Source organism: Nereida ignava (assembly GCF_047114695.1).
In the GTDB taxonomy this organism is placed as follows: Bacteria; Pseudomonadota; Alphaproteobacteria; order Rhodobacterales; family Rhodobacteraceae; genus Nereida; species Nereida ignava.
The window spans coordinates 1,931,790-1,947,388 of record NZ_CP112885.1; the positions used below are offsets into that span (position 1 = coordinate 1,931,790).

Annotated in this window: 15 protein-coding genes; 9 read left to right on the top strand and 6 right to left on the bottom strand. The window is 52.3% G+C overall.

Features of this window, described 5'->3' with window-relative positions; translation table 11 throughout:
• Window positions 1-7: 7 nt before the first annotated feature.
• From OLX08_RS09565 to OLX08_RS09575, 3 genes are read right to left on the bottom strand one after another with little or no spacing between them, the layout of a single operon-like run.
• The gene (locus OLX08_RS09565; RefSeq protein ID WP_391481086.1) at window positions 8-754 is read right to left on the bottom strand and encodes an SDR family oxidoreductase; all 747 of its coding nucleotides are present in this window, start codon (window positions 752-754) and stop codon (window positions 8-10) included.
• A gap of 27 nt (window positions 755-781) precedes the next feature.
• Window positions 782-2,236, bottom strand: a complete 1,455-nt coding sequence (locus OLX08_RS09570; protein ID WP_391481088.1) for an aldehyde dehydrogenase family protein — start codon at window positions 2,234-2,236, stop codon at window positions 782-784.
• 56 nt (window positions 2,237-2,292) lie between these two features.
• The gene (locus OLX08_RS09575; protein WP_391481089.1) at window positions 2,293-3,213 is read right to left on the bottom strand and encodes an XdhC family protein; all 921 of its coding nucleotides are present in this window, start codon (window positions 3,211-3,213) and stop codon (window positions 2,293-2,295) included.
• A 129-nt stretch (window positions 3,214-3,342) separates the two neighbouring features.
• Here OLX08_RS09575 and OLX08_RS09580 point away from each other — a divergent pair, with 129 nt between their 5' ends.
• From OLX08_RS09580 to uvrC, 6 genes are all read left to right on the top strand, one after another.
• Complete coding sequence (locus tag OLX08_RS09580; RefSeq protein WP_391481090.1) at window positions 3,343-4,305, top strand: ABC transporter ATP-binding protein; 963 nt, start codon at window positions 3,343-3,345, stop codon at window positions 4,303-4,305.
• Window positions 4,302-5,063 (top strand): ABC transporter permease, encoded by a 762-nt coding sequence (locus OLX08_RS09585; protein ID WP_048599147.1) that lies wholly within the window; start codon window positions 4,302-4,304, stop codon window positions 5,061-5,063. Before OLX08_RS09580 ends, OLX08_RS09585 begins: the two co-directional genes overlap by 4 nt.
• A 64-nt stretch (window positions 5,064-5,127) precedes the next feature.
• Window positions 5,128-5,919 carry a S49 family peptidase gene (locus OLX08_RS09590; protein ID WP_391481092.1) on the top strand — a complete coding sequence of 264 codons (792 nt, stop codon included), beginning with the start codon at window positions 5,128-5,130 and terminating at the stop codon, window positions 5,917-5,919.
• 174 nt (window positions 5,920-6,093) lie between these two features.
• A complete protein-coding gene (locus tag OLX08_RS09595) occupies window positions 6,094-7,044 on the top strand; it encodes a calcium/sodium antiporter (RefSeq protein ID WP_391481093.1) in 951 nt (316 codons plus the stop codon).
• A 24-nt stretch (window positions 7,045-7,068) separates the two neighbouring features.
• The gene (locus OLX08_RS09600; protein WP_391481094.1) at window positions 7,069-7,848 is read left to right on the top strand and encodes an SDR family oxidoreductase; all 780 of its coding nucleotides are present in this window, start codon (window positions 7,069-7,071) and stop codon (window positions 7,846-7,848) included.
• Between the two features lie 290 nt (window positions 7,849-8,138).
• Window positions 8,139-9,995, top strand: coding sequence for an excinuclease ABC subunit UvrC (gene uvrC / locus OLX08_RS09605; protein WP_391481096.1), 1,857 nt, complete (start codon window positions 8,139-8,141; stop codon window positions 9,993-9,995).
• A gap of 94 nt (window positions 9,996-10,089) precedes the next feature.
• Here the strand turns inward: uvrC and OLX08_RS09610 are convergent, their stop codons facing one another.
• The 3 genes from OLX08_RS09610 to OLX08_RS09620 form a co-directional block, all read right to left on the bottom strand.
• On the bottom strand, window positions 10,090-10,383 hold the full coding sequence (locus OLX08_RS09610; RefSeq protein WP_391480479.1) for a hypothetical protein: 294 nt from the start codon (window positions 10,381-10,383) through the stop codon (window positions 10,090-10,092).
• 651 nt (window positions 10,384-11,034) lie between these two features.
• On the bottom strand, window positions 11,035-11,667 hold the full coding sequence (locus OLX08_RS09615; RefSeq protein ID WP_391481098.1) for a VOC family protein: 633 nt from the start codon (window positions 11,665-11,667) through the stop codon (window positions 11,035-11,037).
• 317 nt (window positions 11,668-11,984) lie between these two features.
• Window positions 11,985-12,866: a glycosyltransferase gene (locus OLX08_RS09620; protein ID WP_391481100.1), complete on the bottom strand. Its 882-nt coding sequence runs from the start codon at window positions 12,864-12,866 to the stop codon at window positions 11,985-11,987.
• Window positions 12,867-13,402: 536 nt separating this feature from the next.
• Between OLX08_RS09620 and OLX08_RS09625 the strand changes: the two genes are divergently transcribed.
• The 3 genes from OLX08_RS09625 to OLX08_RS09635 all read left to right on the top strand — a co-directional run bounded on the left by OLX08_RS09625 (window position 13,403) and on the right by OLX08_RS09635 (window position 15,518).
• Window positions 13,403-14,020 (top strand): LysE family translocator, encoded by a 618-nt coding sequence (locus tag OLX08_RS09625; RefSeq protein WP_391481101.1) that lies wholly within the window; start codon window positions 13,403-13,405, stop codon window positions 14,018-14,020.
• Between the two features lie 93 nt (window positions 14,021-14,113).
• Window positions 14,114-14,968 (top strand): EamA family transporter, encoded by an 855-nt coding sequence (locus OLX08_RS09630; RefSeq protein ID WP_391481102.1) that lies wholly within the window; start codon window positions 14,114-14,116, stop codon window positions 14,966-14,968.
• A 103-nt stretch (window positions 14,969-15,071) separates the two neighbouring features.
• A complete protein-coding gene (locus OLX08_RS09635) occupies window positions 15,072-15,518 on the top strand; it encodes a YtoQ family protein (protein ID WP_341245737.1) in 447 nt (148 codons plus the stop codon).
• The last annotated feature ends 81 nt before the right edge of the window (window positions 15,519-15,599 follow it).

Here is a 15,599-nt window from a genome sequence, read left to right on the forward strand (position 1 = left end):
CGTATGCCTAAATGCACCGCCCGCCGTCTACCTCCATGCATACGCCTGTTACCATACTCGCCTCGTCCGAGCATAAGTAGCACGCCGCGTTTCCCATATCTTCGGGGCTTGAAAAGCGTCCCAATGGAATGGTGGACAGAAACTTGGCGCGGACCTCGGGGGTGTCTTCGCCCATGAAAGTTTTCAGCAGTGGCGTTTCGCCTGCCACAGGGTTGATTGCATTTACCCGCACGCCGCTTGGGGCCAGTTCGACGGCCATTCCTTTTGTGGCGTTGTTCATCCACCCCTTCGAGGCGTTGTACCAATTCAGGCGGGGGCGGGGTGAGACGCCTGCGGTTGAAGCCACGTTTAGGATCGCGCCCGATCCTTGGGCCTTCATCAAGGGGACGACGTATTTCGCAGTCAGGTAAACGGACTTACAATTCACGGCAAAGACTTTGTCGAAGTCTTCCTCGGTGACATCTTCCATCGGGGCGGGCAGGTGTGTGGTGCCCGCGTTGTTGATCAAAATATCGATCTGACCAAAGGCTGTTTGAGCCGCCTCGACCATTGCCCGAACGCTCGCGTCATCGGCCACGTTGCAGTGGATGACCTCCACGTTACCACCTACTTGTTTTGCGGTTTCCTGCGCCAAGTCTGTGTTTAAATCGGCGATCATGACGCGCGCGCCCTCTGCTACAAATTTGCGCACGATCCCTGCGCCAAAACCTGATGCGCCGCCGGTTACTATGGCCGTTTTTCCTGCAAGTCTCATGAGAGTAAATCCTGTTCGTGCGAAGGTTTAGCCGTGGCGGGCCGCGACTGTTTTCAACGTTGAAAAACCATAAAGCGCCTCAAAGCCCTTTTCGCGCCCGTGCCCCGAAAGGCCCGTGCCGCCGAAAGGCAATTCAACGCCTCCGCCTGCGCCGTAATTATTCAAAAACACTTGTCCTGCTCTGAGCCTTTTTGCCAAGCGCATTTGGCGGGCGCCGTTCTCAGACCAAACGGATGCGACCAGCCCGAAATCTGTCCCGTTGGCAATTGCGATGGCTTCGTCTTCATCATCAAATGGGATGACAACTTGGACGGGTCCAAAGATTTCGTCTTGGGCCAAGCTGTGATCTGACGGGACCTTGGCGAATAAAGCAGGTGCTACATAGGCCCCACCTTCTGGCGCGCTGTCGATGATCTTGCCACGCGCGGCACATTCCAGATCATGACCTTTGGCAATAAAGCTTTCGACGATCTCTTTTTGTCGTGATGACACCAGCGGCCCGACATCGTGATCCTCAAGTGCGGGACCTGCTTTCAATGCGGCATAACGCTTAGCCATTGCGTCCAGCACTTCGTCATAGCGGCTGCGCTGTACCAATATGCGCGATGATGCAGAGCATGTTTGGCCTGCGTTTTGGATTCCTGCGTTAACCAAGAATGGCAGGGCCGCCTTGATATTTGCATCTTCAAAAACCAACTGCGGTGATTTTCCGCCCAACTCGAGCGTTACGGGCACCACGTTTTCTGCGGCGGAGTGTTGGATCAATTTGCCGACGTTAACTGAACCGGTGAAGCTTATGTGGTTGACGGATTTGTGCGCGCTCAGCGCGGCGCCTGCCTCTGCACCCAAGCCGGGCACGACGTTCAGCACGCCGTCCGGTAGGCCTGCACGTCGGGCCAATTCGCCAAAGGCAAGCGCTGTCAGGCATGCTTCCTCTGCGGGTTTCAAAACGGCCGCATTTCCCATGGCCAGCGCGGCCCCAACGGACCGGCCAATGATTTGCATCGGGTAGTTCCATGGAATGATGTGCCCTGTCACCCCGTGTGGCTCGCGCAATGTGTAAACCGTGTATCCGTCAAGATACGGGATTGTCGTGCCATGCACCTTATCCGCGGCACCGCCGTAGAACTCCATATAGCGTGCGAGTGCTGTTACGTCTGCCTTGGCCTGTGTGAGAGGTTTGCCCACATCAAGGGCCTCAAGGCGTGCCAACTCATCCGCATTCTCAAGAACAAGCTGTCCGATTTTTGCGAGTATGCGCCCGCGCTCAAAAGCGGTGAGAGTGCTCCACGGCCCATCAAGCGCACGGTTTGCTGCATCTACCGCCGCGTCGATGTCCTGAGCGCTGCCTCTGGCAATCTCATACAGTATGGTGCCATCGGAAGGGTTCTTCAACTCAAGCGTTCGGCCGCTTTCGCAGGCCTGCCATCTGCCATCAATCAGACAATGACGTGGATCAATATCAAGGGGCCGTACGCTCATCTCATTACACCTCAGCTGTTGCTGGTCTTTACAAGAGTTGAGCGAATTTGGCCGCTTTAGGCAATGGAGATAATGTCGGACAGCACAGAGATCGCCAAGCTGCGCGGGTCGCGGACAGAAGGAATAAGCCCGATGGGAGAGCGTAGCCGCGCGGCAGCTTGACCGCTGACACCAAGTTCAGATAGGTGCTTCAGCCGGTTTTGGTGCGTCTGCAAGCTGCCAAGCGCACCGATGTAGAACGCGTCACTATCCAGTGCATGCGCAAGGATCGGGGGCTCCCAACTGTGTTCATGAAACAAGAGCACAACTGCCGTGCGCGCATCCACTTTCCAATGGTGGGGCAGCTCCGCGTGCTTCATGTGTGTGGCGTCGATGGGCGGGCTTAGGTGTGGTTTGATACGTTCGAGTTCTGGTGAGGCTACCGCGACAGGGTAATGCAGGGCATGACACAGGTTCGCTAGGGCAATGGTTTCGGGGCCCGTACCAATGATGTGGAACATAACGTCAGGTGCAATGTGCACCAGCAACATCTCTGTCGATCGCTCTGGCTTTTCAGTCAAAGCGCTAATTTCGCCAGAAACACGATCAAAAGTTAGGTGAACGCCCTTCCTAGCATTGCGCAAGGCCATGGCGCGTTCAATCGCCTTGGTTGAGGGCTGCGGAAACAGCATAATTTCCACCCCGCCCCCGCAGGGCAACGCCATGTCCATAAACGGTGAGCCAATGCCATACCGTACCGCCTTAGGTGTGCCCGTCGCCAAAACCTCTGCCGCATGCAAGGCGAGATCATCTTCGATGCAGCCTGAACTTAGCGCACCAATGCGAGCCCCATCTGCCCAAAACGCCATCATTGCGCCAGCGTTGCGATAAGACGGGCCGGTTGTTTCGCTGATGACGGCAAGAACCGCGTTGTGCGGCTTGCGCGCCAAAGCAGCAAGCACGTCGTCTGGAGCGTGGTTGGAAGAAGGATTTATCATATCGCGCTAAATGTGAGTGCTGTGTCACGCGTAGGCAAGGGCAATTCGGGTGCAACGGCTATGTGCAAATATGCGACTTACACCCAACCGTGGTTCGGGTAAGGTGCGCGCAAATGTATGGGGGCCAAAATGGGCGCGATTATTGAAGTAAGCGGACTGGTAAAAAGATATAAAAGCGGCTTTGAGGCGCTTAAGGGCGTGAACCTTACGATTAACGAAGGCGAGATTATTGCGCTTTTGGGCCCAAACGGCGCGGGGAAGACGACGCTTATTTCCTCTATTTGCGGGATTACAAACCCCACCTCTGGGACCGTTTCTGTTGGTGGCTTTGATATCAACGCGGAATACCGCAAAACGCGGGCGATGATCGGGCTTGTGCCGCAAGAGCTTAATCTTGAGCATTTTGAAAAAGTGATCGCGACTGTGCGGTTCTCCCGTGGTCTTTTTGGTAAGCCCGCGGACGAGGCGCACATCGAAAAAATCCTTTGTCAGCTGAGCTTGTGGGACAAACGAAACGCCAAAATTGGTGAACTGTCAGGTGGCATGAAGCGCCGTGTGTTGATTGCAAAAGCACTCGCTCATGAGCCGCGTGTTTTGTTTCTTGATGAGCCGACCGCCGGTGTCGATGTGGAGCTGCGCAAAGATATGTGGGCGGTGGTGCAGGACCTGAAGGCAAGCGGTGTGACGATTATTTTGACCACCCATTACATTGAAGAAGCCGAGGAGGTTGCTGACCGCATCGGTGTTATCAACGGTGGGCAAATCTTGTTGGTGCAAGACAAGGCTGAGTTGATGCAGCAATTGGGTCAAAAGCAGATGCAGATTGATCTGGCTGAACCTTTGGCATCAGACAAGCTGCCGGAGGCGCTTGGTCATTATAATCTTAGTGTGACGGATGATCTTGCCGCACTGATCTACACTTATGACATCAACGCAGAGCGTACAGGCATTACAACGCTGCTTGGTGATTTGCAGGCGGCAGGGTTTGTGCTTCGCGATATCCAGACCAAACAATCCAGCCTTGAGGAAATCTTTGTTGGGCTTGTCGCAGACCAAGACGCACGCACGGCAAACGCAGGAGACGCGGCATGAACATTTATGGCATCAAAGCGATTTTCTTTTTTGAGATGGCGCGCTTTTTTCGCACGGCTGCACAGTCTTTGCTGGCCCCTGTCATTTCTACGGCCCTGTACTTTGTGGTGTTCGGCACAGCAATTGGAAGCCGCATTACAGATGTTGACGGTGTTAGTTACGGCGCGTTCATCGTGCCGGGCTTGATCATGCTAACGGTGATGACCCAATCCGCCAGCAACGCCAGCTTTGGTATATATTTGCCAAAATTTGTCGGTACGATTTATGAGCTTCTTTCTGCGCCAATCAATTTCTTTGAGATCGTTATCGGCTACGTTGGCGCAGCCACGGTGAAGTCACTCATTATCGGCGTGATCATTCTGGCGACGTCATACCTGTTTGTTGACCTGCAAATTGCGCATCCGCTGGCGATGTTTGCATTTCTGATTTTAACCTGTCTTTCGTTTAGTCTGCTGGGCTTTATTATTGGGATTTGGGCTAGCAATTTTGAGCAACTACAACTGATCCCACTTTTGGTTTTGACGCCTCTGGGCTTTCTTGGGGGAACCTTTTACTCGATCACAATGCTTCCTCCTGTCTGGCAGACGATCACGCTGTTCAACCCTGTTGTGTATCTGGTCTCGGGCTTTCGCTGGTCTTTCTTTGGGACCTCTGACGTTAGTATCGGTGTTAGTCTTTTTGCGATTTGCGCGTTTACGGCGATTTGCCTTGGCATTGTGTGGTGGATTTTCAAAACGGGGTATCGTTTGCGCTCCTAAACCGAACAGTTTGATTTGGGGGCGGGCACTTGTAGCAGGTGCTCGCGCACTCTACATCACGCTCATGAAGCGCTTTATCCCATTCAGAAAATCCGCACCTGTTGTCTCTGTTGTTCGGTTGAACGGCATGATTGCAAGTGGTGGTCGCGGCCTGAATGATGCAGGCGCGGCAGCCATGATTGAAAAAGCATTCGCCAAGGGGAAGCCAAAAGCGGTTGCGCTTGTGATTAACTCACCCGGTGGTAGCCCTGCGCAATCATCATTGATTGCGGCGCGCATTCGTCGACTTGCGGATGAAAAAGAGATCCCTGTTTTTGCGTTTGTTGAAGATGTTGCAGCGTCCGGTGGCTATTGGCTGGCCTCCGCTGCGGACGAGATTTTTGTTGATGCCACATCGGTGGTAGGCTCAATCGGAGTGATTAGTGCGGGCTTTGGTATGAGTGAGTTGATCGCGCGCTACGGCATTGAGCGCCGTGTCTACACTGCTGGCACCTCAAAATCGATGAACGATCCGTTCAAGCCTGAAAACCCCGGAGACGTAGCCCGCCTTAACGTTATTCTTGAGCAGCTTCATGAGACGTTCAAACAGCAAATTAGAAGCCGCCGTGCCAATAAATTGGTTGAGCGTGATTTGTTCACTGGTGAGATTTGGGTTGGCCAAGGTGCAGTTGACGTCGGTCTCGCGGACGGTGTCGGGCATCTGGTGCCGACCCTGAAAGATCGCTTTGGCAAAAAAGTGAAGTTCCGCGTTTATGGCCAGCGTAAATCACTTTTGTCACGGATTGGCGCGTCTGCAGTTGGCGGTTTAGCGCATCAGATTGAAGAGCGGGCACAATTTGCGCGCTTTGGCCTATAGTGCGCGCGCCATGCTGATGAAAATCGTCTCTCTCTTTCTGATCGCGATGGTGGTTTTGGCGATGTTCGGCAAACTGCGTTACCCCGGTCAGCAAGCGCTAGCGAACGCCAAGTGCCAAAGTTGCGGCCGATTCAGAATTGGCAAAGGCCCATGTGCATGCGGAGCGAAACGTAAATGACCACGGCACTTTTACTCACGGCTGCTGGTTTGGTCTTACTGCTGATCGCGGGTGATGCGCTGGTGAAAGGCGCGGTTAACTTTGCGCTGCGTCTTGGGATTCCTGCATTGATCGTAAGCTTGACGATTGTTGCTTTTGGTACGTCCGCTCCTGAATTGTTGATTGCGGTTGAGGCAATTATCGATGGAGCACCCGGTATCGCGATGGGTAATGTGGTTGGCTCAAACACCGCCAATGTGTTGCTTGTCTTGGGCGTGCCTGCGTTGTTGGCGGGGCTGCATACGGCGGGCTGTGACACGCGCAAAAGCTTTGTCTATATGATCTTGGCGACCGCGCTTTTCATAGCTGGCGCCTTCTTTGGTCCCATCACATGGGTGCACGGTTTGGTCTTTCTGGCAGCTCTTTTTGCCATATTGGCGGATCAATTTTTTGATGCAAAACGTGCGCGTGCTGCAGGGCAGATTGTCGATGAGGACGAGCCTGAGGGCGCAGACCCCGACATGGCATGGTGGAAGATTAGCGCATTTTTGCTTTTCGGTTTGATAGGGCTTCCTCTAGGCGCGAGCCTTTTGGTTGAGAATTCGGTTATCATCGCACGCAGCTTTGGCGTGTCAGAAACGGTGATTGGCCTGACCTTGATCGCCATAGGAACCTCATTGCCTGAGCTGGCTACCACAGTTGCTGCGGCGTATCGCAAACAAGCGGATGTGGCGATTGGCAATGTCATCGGCTCTAACATGTTTAACTTGTTGGCGATCATCGGCATCGCAAGTTTCATCGGTCCCATCGAGGTCGATCAAGGTGTGTTGAAGTTTGATCTGTGGGTGATGGCGGCGGCGTCGCTGGTCTTGGTCCCATTTGTATTTTTCAAATGGAATATGATGCGTGGCACTGGCGCGATCCTGACGGCGCTTTATGTATCTTATCTGGTGATGTTGCTGGTTTAACCGCCCACTGGAAGGACGAATTTTATGAAGAACGCATTGGTCACGGGCGCGGGTAAACGGCTGGGCCGCGCAATGGCAATCTATCTTGCAGAGCGTGGATACAGCGTTGCTGTGCACTACGCCTCGTCTGCACAAGACGCACGCGACGTCGTTGGAATCATCGAAGGCATGGGGGGTAAGGCGGTTGCTCTGCAGGCTGATTTGTTGAGCGAGAACGATACCCAAGCGCTTATTCCAAATGCGATGTCTGCACTGGGCGGGCCAATTACGTGCCTAGTTAACAACGCGTCTATTTTTGAATACGATACATTGCAAACCGCGACGCGTAGTAGTTGGGATCGCCATATCGAGAGTAATTTGCGCGCGCCATATGTTCTAAGCCAAGCCGTTGCGGCTCATGCGCCCAAAGGCCAGTTGGACAGCAACGGTGAGCCAATCGCTCAAAGTTTGATTGTGAACATGATTGATCAGCGTGTTCGTAAACTGACACCAGAATTCTCAAGCTACACGATTGCGAAGATGGGACTTTGGGCGCTCACCCAGACCGCTGCGCAGGGCCTTGCGCCAGATGTGCGCGTAAACGCAATTGGGCCAGGTCCTACCCTTCAGGGAGCGAGGCAGTCTGATGCGCATTTTGCCGGTCAGCGTAAAAATACGGTCCTTGGGCGCGGCGCTAACACGTCTGATATAACTGCCGCACTGGGTTACTTTTTGGATGCGCCAGCTGTCTCGGGACAGCTTATTTGCGTGGACGGTGCACAGCACTTGGGGTGGCAAACACCGGATGTCCAAGGGATCGAGTGATCAAGTTCTCTTTTAAGTTGTGCACCGGTCACAGCGGACTTTATCAAACCGTTACAAAAACTTTAACAAAATCAATAATTTGCCATTTTGAAATTAAATATCGAGCTATTTCAATAAGTTACATTCGTGCTTAATTTTTGTGCAAATCAAGGAAATGTCTAAAAACATTGGTGAAATCGCATAATCTAATATCTTACTCACCGACTTATCCACAGCATCCGTGGATCTATTCTCTCTTGCGCACAGCCATTCACAATTGCAGCCACATACAGAATCGCAGACCCTGACTTATGACCGACGCAGCCCCCCTCATTGGACATGAATTGATCCACGATTATCTGCGCACGCTTGATGGCTCGCCCGGTGTGTACAGGATGCTTGATGAGCAAAATCGGGTGCTTTACGTGGGTAAGGCCCGCCATCTTAAAAATCGTGTGAGCAATTATGCGCGGCCCTCAGGGCATTCTGGACGTATTGCGCGTATGATTTCTGAAACGCGCTCGATGATGTTTCTGACTACTCAGACAGAAACAGAGGCGCTGCTTCTCGAACAAAATCTGATCAAACAGCTTAAGCCTAAGTACAATGTGCTGCTGCGTGATGACAAAAGCTTTCCAAATATTCTGGTGAGTAAAGATCATGAGTTTCCGCAAATTTGCAAACATCGCGGCGCTAAGAAAACTAAGGGTGCCTATTATGGGCCATTTGCGAGTGCTGGGGCGGTCAACAGAACATTGAATCAGTTACAGCGTGTGTTTTTGCTGCGTGATTGTTCTGACAGTCAATTCGAGGGGCGTACTCGGCCGTGTTTGAACTACCAGATCAAGCGATGCAGTGCGCCATGCGTTGGCAAAATCTCAGAGCAGGATTACGCCGCCAGCGTCAAAGACGCAGAGCGTTTCTTGTCGGGTAAAACGACGGGTCTTCAAGAAAAGCTGGCCAAAGATATGGCAGATGCGGCAGAGGCTATGGAGTTTGAACGCGCCGCAGCACTGCGCGATCGGTTGCGGGCCATGACGCAAGTACAGACCTCCCAAGGGATTAATCCGCGCGGCGTGTCAGAGGCAGATGTGATCGCGCTGCACATGGAAGGCGGACAGGCTTGTGTTCAAGTGTTCTTCATCAGGGCCAATCAGAACTGGGGCAATCGCGACTACTATCCGCGTCTTGCTGCAGATGTTTCGCACACGGAAGTGATGGAGGCTTTCGTCGGGCAATTCTACGCCGATAAACAACCGCCGAAGCAAGTGATCCTGTCTCACGCCGTAGAGAGTGAAGACCTTGTGGTTGAGGCGCTTAGCCAAAAGGCAGAACGCCGTGTCGAGATCATTGTTCCGCAACGCGGCGAGAAGATGGAACTTTTGGCTGGAGCTGCACGCAATGCTCGTGAAAGCCTTGCGCGGAAAATGGCGGAAAGTGCCAGCCAACTGAAGTTGTTGAAAGGGTTGGCTGAGGCATTCGAGTTGCCCAAGCAGCCGCAACGCATTGAGGTCTACGACAACTCTCACATTCAGGGCGCACATGCGGTAGGTGGTATGATCGTTGCGGGACCTGAAGGGTTCATGAAGAACAGTTACCGCAAGTTTAACATACGCGGTGATGATCTGACCCCCGGCGATGACTTTGGCATGATGAAAGAGGTTCTTCGCCGCCGCTTTAAGCGGTTGCTGAAAGAGGATCCTGACAAGAGTAAAGGCGACTGGCCTGATCTTCTTTTAATCGATGGTGGGGCGGGGCAAGTCAGTGCCGTACGCGAAATTATGGAAGAAATGGGTGTTGGTGATATCCCGATGATAGGTGTTGCCAAGGGTCTTGATCGGGACGCGGGCAAAGAAGAATTCCACCGCACGGGTAAACAGGTAATGGCGCTGCGCCACAACGATCCTGTGCTTTATTTTGTTCAACGTATGCGTGATGAGGCGCACCGTTTTGCCATCGGTACCCACCGGGCAAAGCGATCAAAAGCGATCGGCGGGACACCTCTGGATGATGTGCCGGGCGTTGGTGCGCGGCGCAAAAAGGCATTGTTGATGCATTTTGGCTCGGCCAAGGCTGTTGGCCGTGCCGCGCTTGCGGATTTGAAATCGGTCGACGGAATATCCGAGGCGATGGCGCAAACAATCTATGACCACTTTAACGAGCGTTAGCTCCATCACCCCCCCCCTCACCAAAAAAGAGCGCCCCGCTTTCGCGAGACGCCCTTCTTGGGGACCGGGAGGTATCCTAGAGGTTGCGCGGGGCTTAGAAGTTAGCGAGTGACTTCAGTGATGCGACGCGCGCTGTGTCGTTGTCTTGCTCTGCATTTTCGATCAAGAACGCGTAGTCCACGCCGCCCTGCGCGTTGTCACCGTTTTCGAGTGATTTCAGCGATGCGACTTGTGCTGTGTCGTTGTCCTGCTCTGCATTTTCGATCAGCGATGCGAAATCAATCGATGTGCCGCGGCTTGAGACACGGGCGCTATCGAGAGTTTGGCCCAAGAAGAAGTTCAGCTGTGCCACGTCTTGGTTTTGGCGGGCGTTAATGATGTTAACCAATGTTGTGTCTGCGTAAACACCGGCGCTGACGCCTGCGGATTTGGCGAGTTGGTCAGCAGCTGCTGCAGTTGCGGAAGCGGCGATTGCGATAGCTGTGAATACAGTTGCGAGTTTCCTAATAATTCCTTTCGGTGCCTTGTCTAAGGCGTTGGTTTGTTTGGGCTATATTGCCCTGTGAGTGTCGAGTGAGGCGTCAGTGCCTGTCTCGGATGAGTTGTATATGAGGGTTGTTTTGGGGTTATGATAGGCCTGTCACGAGCAGGTGATCTGTGCGGAAACGAACATCACGCTACCGTGATCGCCTCTTGTGTGCGCAGACCCTGCGGGCGTTATGCCTATGAAAACGGCGCTCACAAGAAATGTTACACCACCGCGATATGTTTCAGCGCGGTGGAAGGGTTTGTAATAATTCAGGTGTGAATTGTTCGATTTGTCGCAAAAGAACCTGTGGCGGCGCAGAGAATCCTGGTCCTATTCTGTTCTTTGGGCGGTTTTTGGTATGCTAGAACTTATCAATATGCGTTGTTTACGTCTTATGATGGCCAAATTCGCAGCCGAAGAGATTGGAGGCGCGGTTTTACTGCCTTTAGCCGCCAAACCTTATGAGGGGCGAGATCAGCGAACCTCTAAAGCTTTTGTCACCACTTGCGTTTACGTAAGGACCTTGATCCCGTTGGGCGTTTTAATTTCAGCTTTGATTGACATTGTATCACCCGTTTCAAAGTTAATGCCGGCCATGTCTAACTGACCTTGCAACATCTGCTGAATTTCTGTGGCTTTAGGATGCACGACAGTCATCTGTTCCAGTCGACAGCCAAGATCAGTCATTCGCGCTGCAGGGTGTGGACCATCGGGCCATTGCATAAGCATCGGGAACGCACCGTCAAATGGCATGGAGCCATCATCGCGCACAGCCATCTGCCATGATAGCGCGTCCCGAGTAATCTTTGTCGCTGGACCTAGTTCAACAGGGAGGTCGGCACAGCTTTGCATCAAGTGGTTCGAGTTGATGATCCATGTGCCTAATCGGGCGGGCCCAGAGAAATTATCAAGATTAAACCAGCGGGCGCGCTGGATCGGGCTTGCACTGGGATCTGTGGCGATAACTTCTAGAAACGTGTCCGGTCCAAGTGACATCAGTAAATTGTGTGTGCCCATTGCCGCGTGTTGGCCCCCTGAGGGCATCTCTATTCCAAGACATTCGCGTACATGTGCTGCACCTTCTTCAAGGGTGCGGGCTGATACTGCGATATGATCAAAGCGAAGCGAATAGTCAGTGAGCAAAATAATGCGCCTTTTGATTGGGATGCAGGGACCTGCTGCAGCATATATGCGACTTATATGGATGCAAACCTGAAGCCGTTAGTTTGGCTGAGATAGGACGCTCGAGCTTTATGAAGGATTTACAGGTGGCTGTACTGAGGGCGTGAGTTTGCCGCAAGATAGTCGCTACCGGTTAGAACCGCAGGCGAACGCGAACTGAAATGCAACGGCTTTGGCGCAAACTATGAGTTTTTTGAGGGCTTCCCGTAAGCCTTGATCTCGCCGCTCAGCGGGTATCCAATGATCGCCCACATTCGAGCAATGAGAGTGAAAAAGTCCTAAAGAGTGTAACGCGCAGAATTCAGCCTGCAGAACATAATGTTGCGCGTCAAATACACTGGCTTGAACGCTATCTGTACTATAATTTGTAGCAGCTCGGCTATGTCTTTACTGATCGCCTGAGAAAACGAAAGTCTTAGGTAGAGGTGCTTTTGCACAACATGCTGGTCCCGCCACACACGCTTTAGGCCATACCAAAAACCTGACCGCTCATCTGCAATTGGCTCGTAAATTTTTGCTGTCGGAACGAATATCAGCTTTTCACCAGATGCGATGATGCGACGTGAAATGTCGTAGTCCTCGCCGCCGCTATGGTTGAAAATGGTATCAAAACGGAACCCGCCTAAAGAAGTGTCGAATAGACGTTTGTGAATGAGAAAATTACCAGTTTTCGCAAAAGGTGTAGGACTACCCAAAGGGCGTTTGTCTGTACCAGGTGGCTGCCGCCAAGCAGAGAGGCTGTTCGACGGCAGAATAACGTAGGGTCCGCAGAAAAAGCGTACATCGGGAAGGCTGTGCATGGCCGAGACGAATTCAGTCAGCCAATTTTCATCGACGGTCTCATCATCATCGACCATTGCGAGCCAGTCGGCGTTTTCGTGTTCCGCAATATCAAAAAGCCGGTTGCGCGCATGGACCACGCCCATTCGACTTTCAAGCTTATGGGTTATTCTGAACGGTAGATTTGCAGCCTTAGTCACGTGAGCGATTTCTGCAGTGGGCCCGTTCTCCACCACAACGCAGTGCAATTTAAAGCCTTCTGGTATGTGCAGACGGGCGATGGATGCCAAACATTCAGTGAGTTCCTTTGGCCGATTATGTGTGCACAGCCCGACAATAAGTTTTTGAGAACGCTGTGGTGTGTCTTGGTTAGCGTCCATACTGGCCTCCGGCGCTACCAAATAGTCTGCACAGATTACCCGCCGGCATTACAAGGTGATAGCCGATAGGTATCCGGAGTTGGTTTTGAAGCCGCTCCTGAATGAGCTTGTGCAGCGGAGGGAAGATCAAGTTTGGAAGCGCCATCAAAATAAAAACAAAACTCGGTTTAACAATACCAGATCAACCCGAACGGCGTGTTGGTCTGCGCCATACATACATATGGCTACGCCCCCATTCAAAGTACTTTCTGAGTAAATTTTTGAAAGTTCTTCGGTCCGGCCAACGGCTTTCCGCAACTAAGTAAGCGCGTAGGTGCTTTTGAGCCGCGAGCTGATCGTCATCAAGGTGTGCGATTTCATCAGCACATGCTGACCTTAAGTGCCATCGCTACCAACTGATCCCTACGTGTTGTGTTCGCCATTCCGGGTTTTATGGGCGCGGTGGGCCGTCAGTTTCTGCAAGATCACCACTATTGCGCACAAAATATCGAGCGTTATGAAAACTGTCAGAACACTAAAAAACATTGGCACCGAAAATGATTGATTGGCTTATTTTTATCCCTGCGTGTTTGGCGTTGAATTTGGCATTTGGGCCTAACAATCTGCTCTCTATGACCCACGGAGCGAAGTCTGGAATTGTCTTCGCTCAAAAAGCTGCCTTCGGGCGCCTATTTGTTTTTGTACCGATGATAGCCATTAGCGCTTTGGGCTTGGGTGTTATTTTAACCACGTCTGCTGTGGTGTTTAATGTTGTTAAGGTGATTGGTGCGATCTATCTGATTTGGTTGGGAATATCCCTTTGGCGTAGTTCGAATAAGGTTGATGCAGCCGGTCTTTCAGCTACTGAAATTAGTCTCAAAGAGGCTTTCAAAACTGAAGGCTTGGTCGCAAGCAGCAATCCCAAAGCCATCTTAATTTTTGCAGCATTCTTTCCGCAGTTCGTTTCGATGGACGCGTATTGGCTGAGCTACTTGGTGCTTGGGGGCGCGTTTATCATGCTTGAGGCTGTGGCGATCTTTACCTATGCGGCCTTGGGACGGTTCGCGGCCTCCTTTGCTCAAAACAAACTGCCCAGTTTTCAGCGCGTGTCTGGCGGGACGATGTGTGTATTCGGCCTGCTACTTTTGGTAAGCCCGCAGCCAACTCGGGGTTAGCCAAACCGGCTTGAAAAGGCATATATCGTTTGCCTTACACCACAGCGCTTAGATAGGCTGGTGCCACGCAGCTATCGCATTGGAATACCTTAAATGACGACCTCAGTTTTTCTCGCGGTGGTCTTCGCGGCTTGTCTGCATGCGGCGTGGAACTCGTTGATCAAGGGTAGTGCGGACAAACACACTGCAATGCTTGGCGTTGTTTTGGGGCACGTTCCAATCTGCATTGTTATGATTTTGCTGGCACCCCCGTTCAATACCGAAGCGCTGCCATGGATGATTGGCGGTATCTTTCTGCATTTAGGGTATCAGCAGTTTCTAATCACAGCTTATCGCCTTGCTGATCTGACGTTGGTGTATCCAATTGCGCGGGGCAGTGCGCCGTTAATTGTGACGGTTGTGTCGGTCGCAGTATTGGGGCTTTCATTCACAGTGTTCGAGGTGTCAGGCGTTTTACTCATCACGTCTGGGGTGGTGTTTTTAGCCTTTGCTAAGCGTATTGATGGCACGCGGGATTTGCGCGGTGTTGTTTTGTCGCTTGGAACCGGTGGCTTCATTGCAGCATATTCCTTGGTGGACGGTATCGGCGCGCGGGTCGCTGGTTCACCGCTTGGGTTTTGGAGTTGGGCCGCGCTTGGAAATGCGGTGCTGTTTACGTGTTGGACTGCCTTTGTCCGTCCAAAAACCTTTGCCGTTTTGCGCTCGGATCGGAGTGCAATGGTTATGGGGCTTGGCGGTGGCACTGCGTCCTTTCTTGCTTATGGTCTCGTCATTTGGGCGTTCACCCAAGCACCGATTGCATTGGTGACCGCGCTGCGTGAGACATCCATTGTGTTTGCACTTTTGATCGGCACTATTGTTTTGAAAGAAAGTGTGACCCGCGTGAAAATAATCTCGGCGGGGGTGATTATCGCCGGTGCTGCCGTTCTACGAATATCCATTTCTTAGGCGGTCTTGCACTCAGGCCCTCATGCATTAGCTGTCGCCGTAAGTACCCATGCCAGCGGATAAGCTTGTGTGTGGGGATGTAGCACAGAACAAGGAGATCATAATGCTGAAAGTTTATCTATCGGGCGAAATTCACACAGACTGGCGCGATCAGATCATCGCAGGTGCCAGCGGCCTAGACGTTGAGTTTTCTGCGCCTGTTACTGATCATGCGGCAAGTGATGATTGCGGTGTTGCGATTATGGGCGATGAGCCCAACAAGTTTTGGCACGACAACAAAGGGGCAAAACTCAACGCGATCCGAACGCGCAAAGGTATTGCAGATGCGGATATTGTCGTGGTGCGTTTTGGCGAAAAGTACAAACAGTGGAACGCCGCTTTCGATGCGGGCTATGCCGCCGCTTTGGGCAAGTCCTTGATCGTCATGCACGGCGCTGATCACCAACACGCACTCAAAGAAGTGGATGCAGCGGCACTTGCTGTCACGGAAACACCAGATCAGATTGTCGAAATTCTTCGATATGTTCTGGACGGCTCGCTTCCTGCGTAAACACTGTCTTTTGTCCCAAAGTGAAAAGGTTCGCTTTGGGACTTTTGACAATACGAATCAAATTTTAAGTAGTGCGGCGGA

What these genes read in the sequence shown, in the direction of transcription:
- uvrC (WP_391481096.1), top strand. Translation starts at nt 8,139, where the DNA reads ATGACCGACGCAGCCCCCCTCATTGGACATGAATTGATCCACGATTAT.
- OLX08_RS09630 (WP_391481102.1), top strand. Translation starts at nt 14,114, where the DNA reads ATGACGACCTCAGTTTTTCTCGCGGTGGTCTTCGCGGCTTGTCTGCAT.
- OLX08_RS09635 (WP_341245737.1), top strand. Translation starts at nt 15,072, where the DNA reads ATGCTGAAAGTTTATCTATCGGGCGAAATTCACACAGACTGGCGCGAT.
- OLX08_RS09590 (WP_391481092.1), top strand. Translation starts at nt 5,128, where the DNA reads ATGAAGCGCTTTATCCCATTCAGAAAATCCGCACCTGTTGTCTCTGTT.
- OLX08_RS09625 (WP_391481101.1), top strand. Translation starts at nt 13,403, where the DNA reads ATGATTGATTGGCTTATTTTTATCCCTGCGTGTTTGGCGTTGAATTTG.
- OLX08_RS09575 (WP_391481089.1), bottom strand. Translation starts at nt 3,213, where the DNA reads ATGATAAATCCTTCTTCCAACCACGCTCCAGACGACGTGCTTGCTGCT.
- OLX08_RS09580 (WP_391481090.1), top strand. Translation starts at nt 3,343, where the DNA reads ATGGGCGCGATTATTGAAGTAAGCGGACTGGTAAAAAGATATAAAAGC.
- OLX08_RS09600 (WP_391481094.1), top strand. Translation starts at nt 7,069, where the DNA reads ATGAAGAACGCATTGGTCACGGGCGCGGGTAAACGGCTGGGCCGCGCA.
- OLX08_RS09620 (WP_391481100.1), bottom strand. Translation starts at nt 12,866, where the DNA reads ATGGACGCTAACCAAGACACACCACAGCGTTCTCAAAAACTTATTGTC.
- OLX08_RS09585 (WP_048599147.1), top strand. Translation starts at nt 4,302, where the DNA reads ATGAACATTTATGGCATCAAAGCGATTTTCTTTTTTGAGATGGCGCGC.
- OLX08_RS09570 (WP_391481088.1), bottom strand. Translation starts at nt 2,236, where the DNA reads ATGAGCGTACGGCCCCTTGATATTGATCCACGTCATTGTCTGATTGAT.
- OLX08_RS09595 (WP_391481093.1), top strand. Translation starts at nt 6,094, where the DNA reads ATGACCACGGCACTTTTACTCACGGCTGCTGGTTTGGTCTTACTGCTG.
- OLX08_RS09565 (WP_391481086.1), bottom strand. Translation starts at nt 754, where the DNA reads ATGAGACTTGCAGGAAAAACGGCCATAGTAACCGGCGGCGCATCAGGT.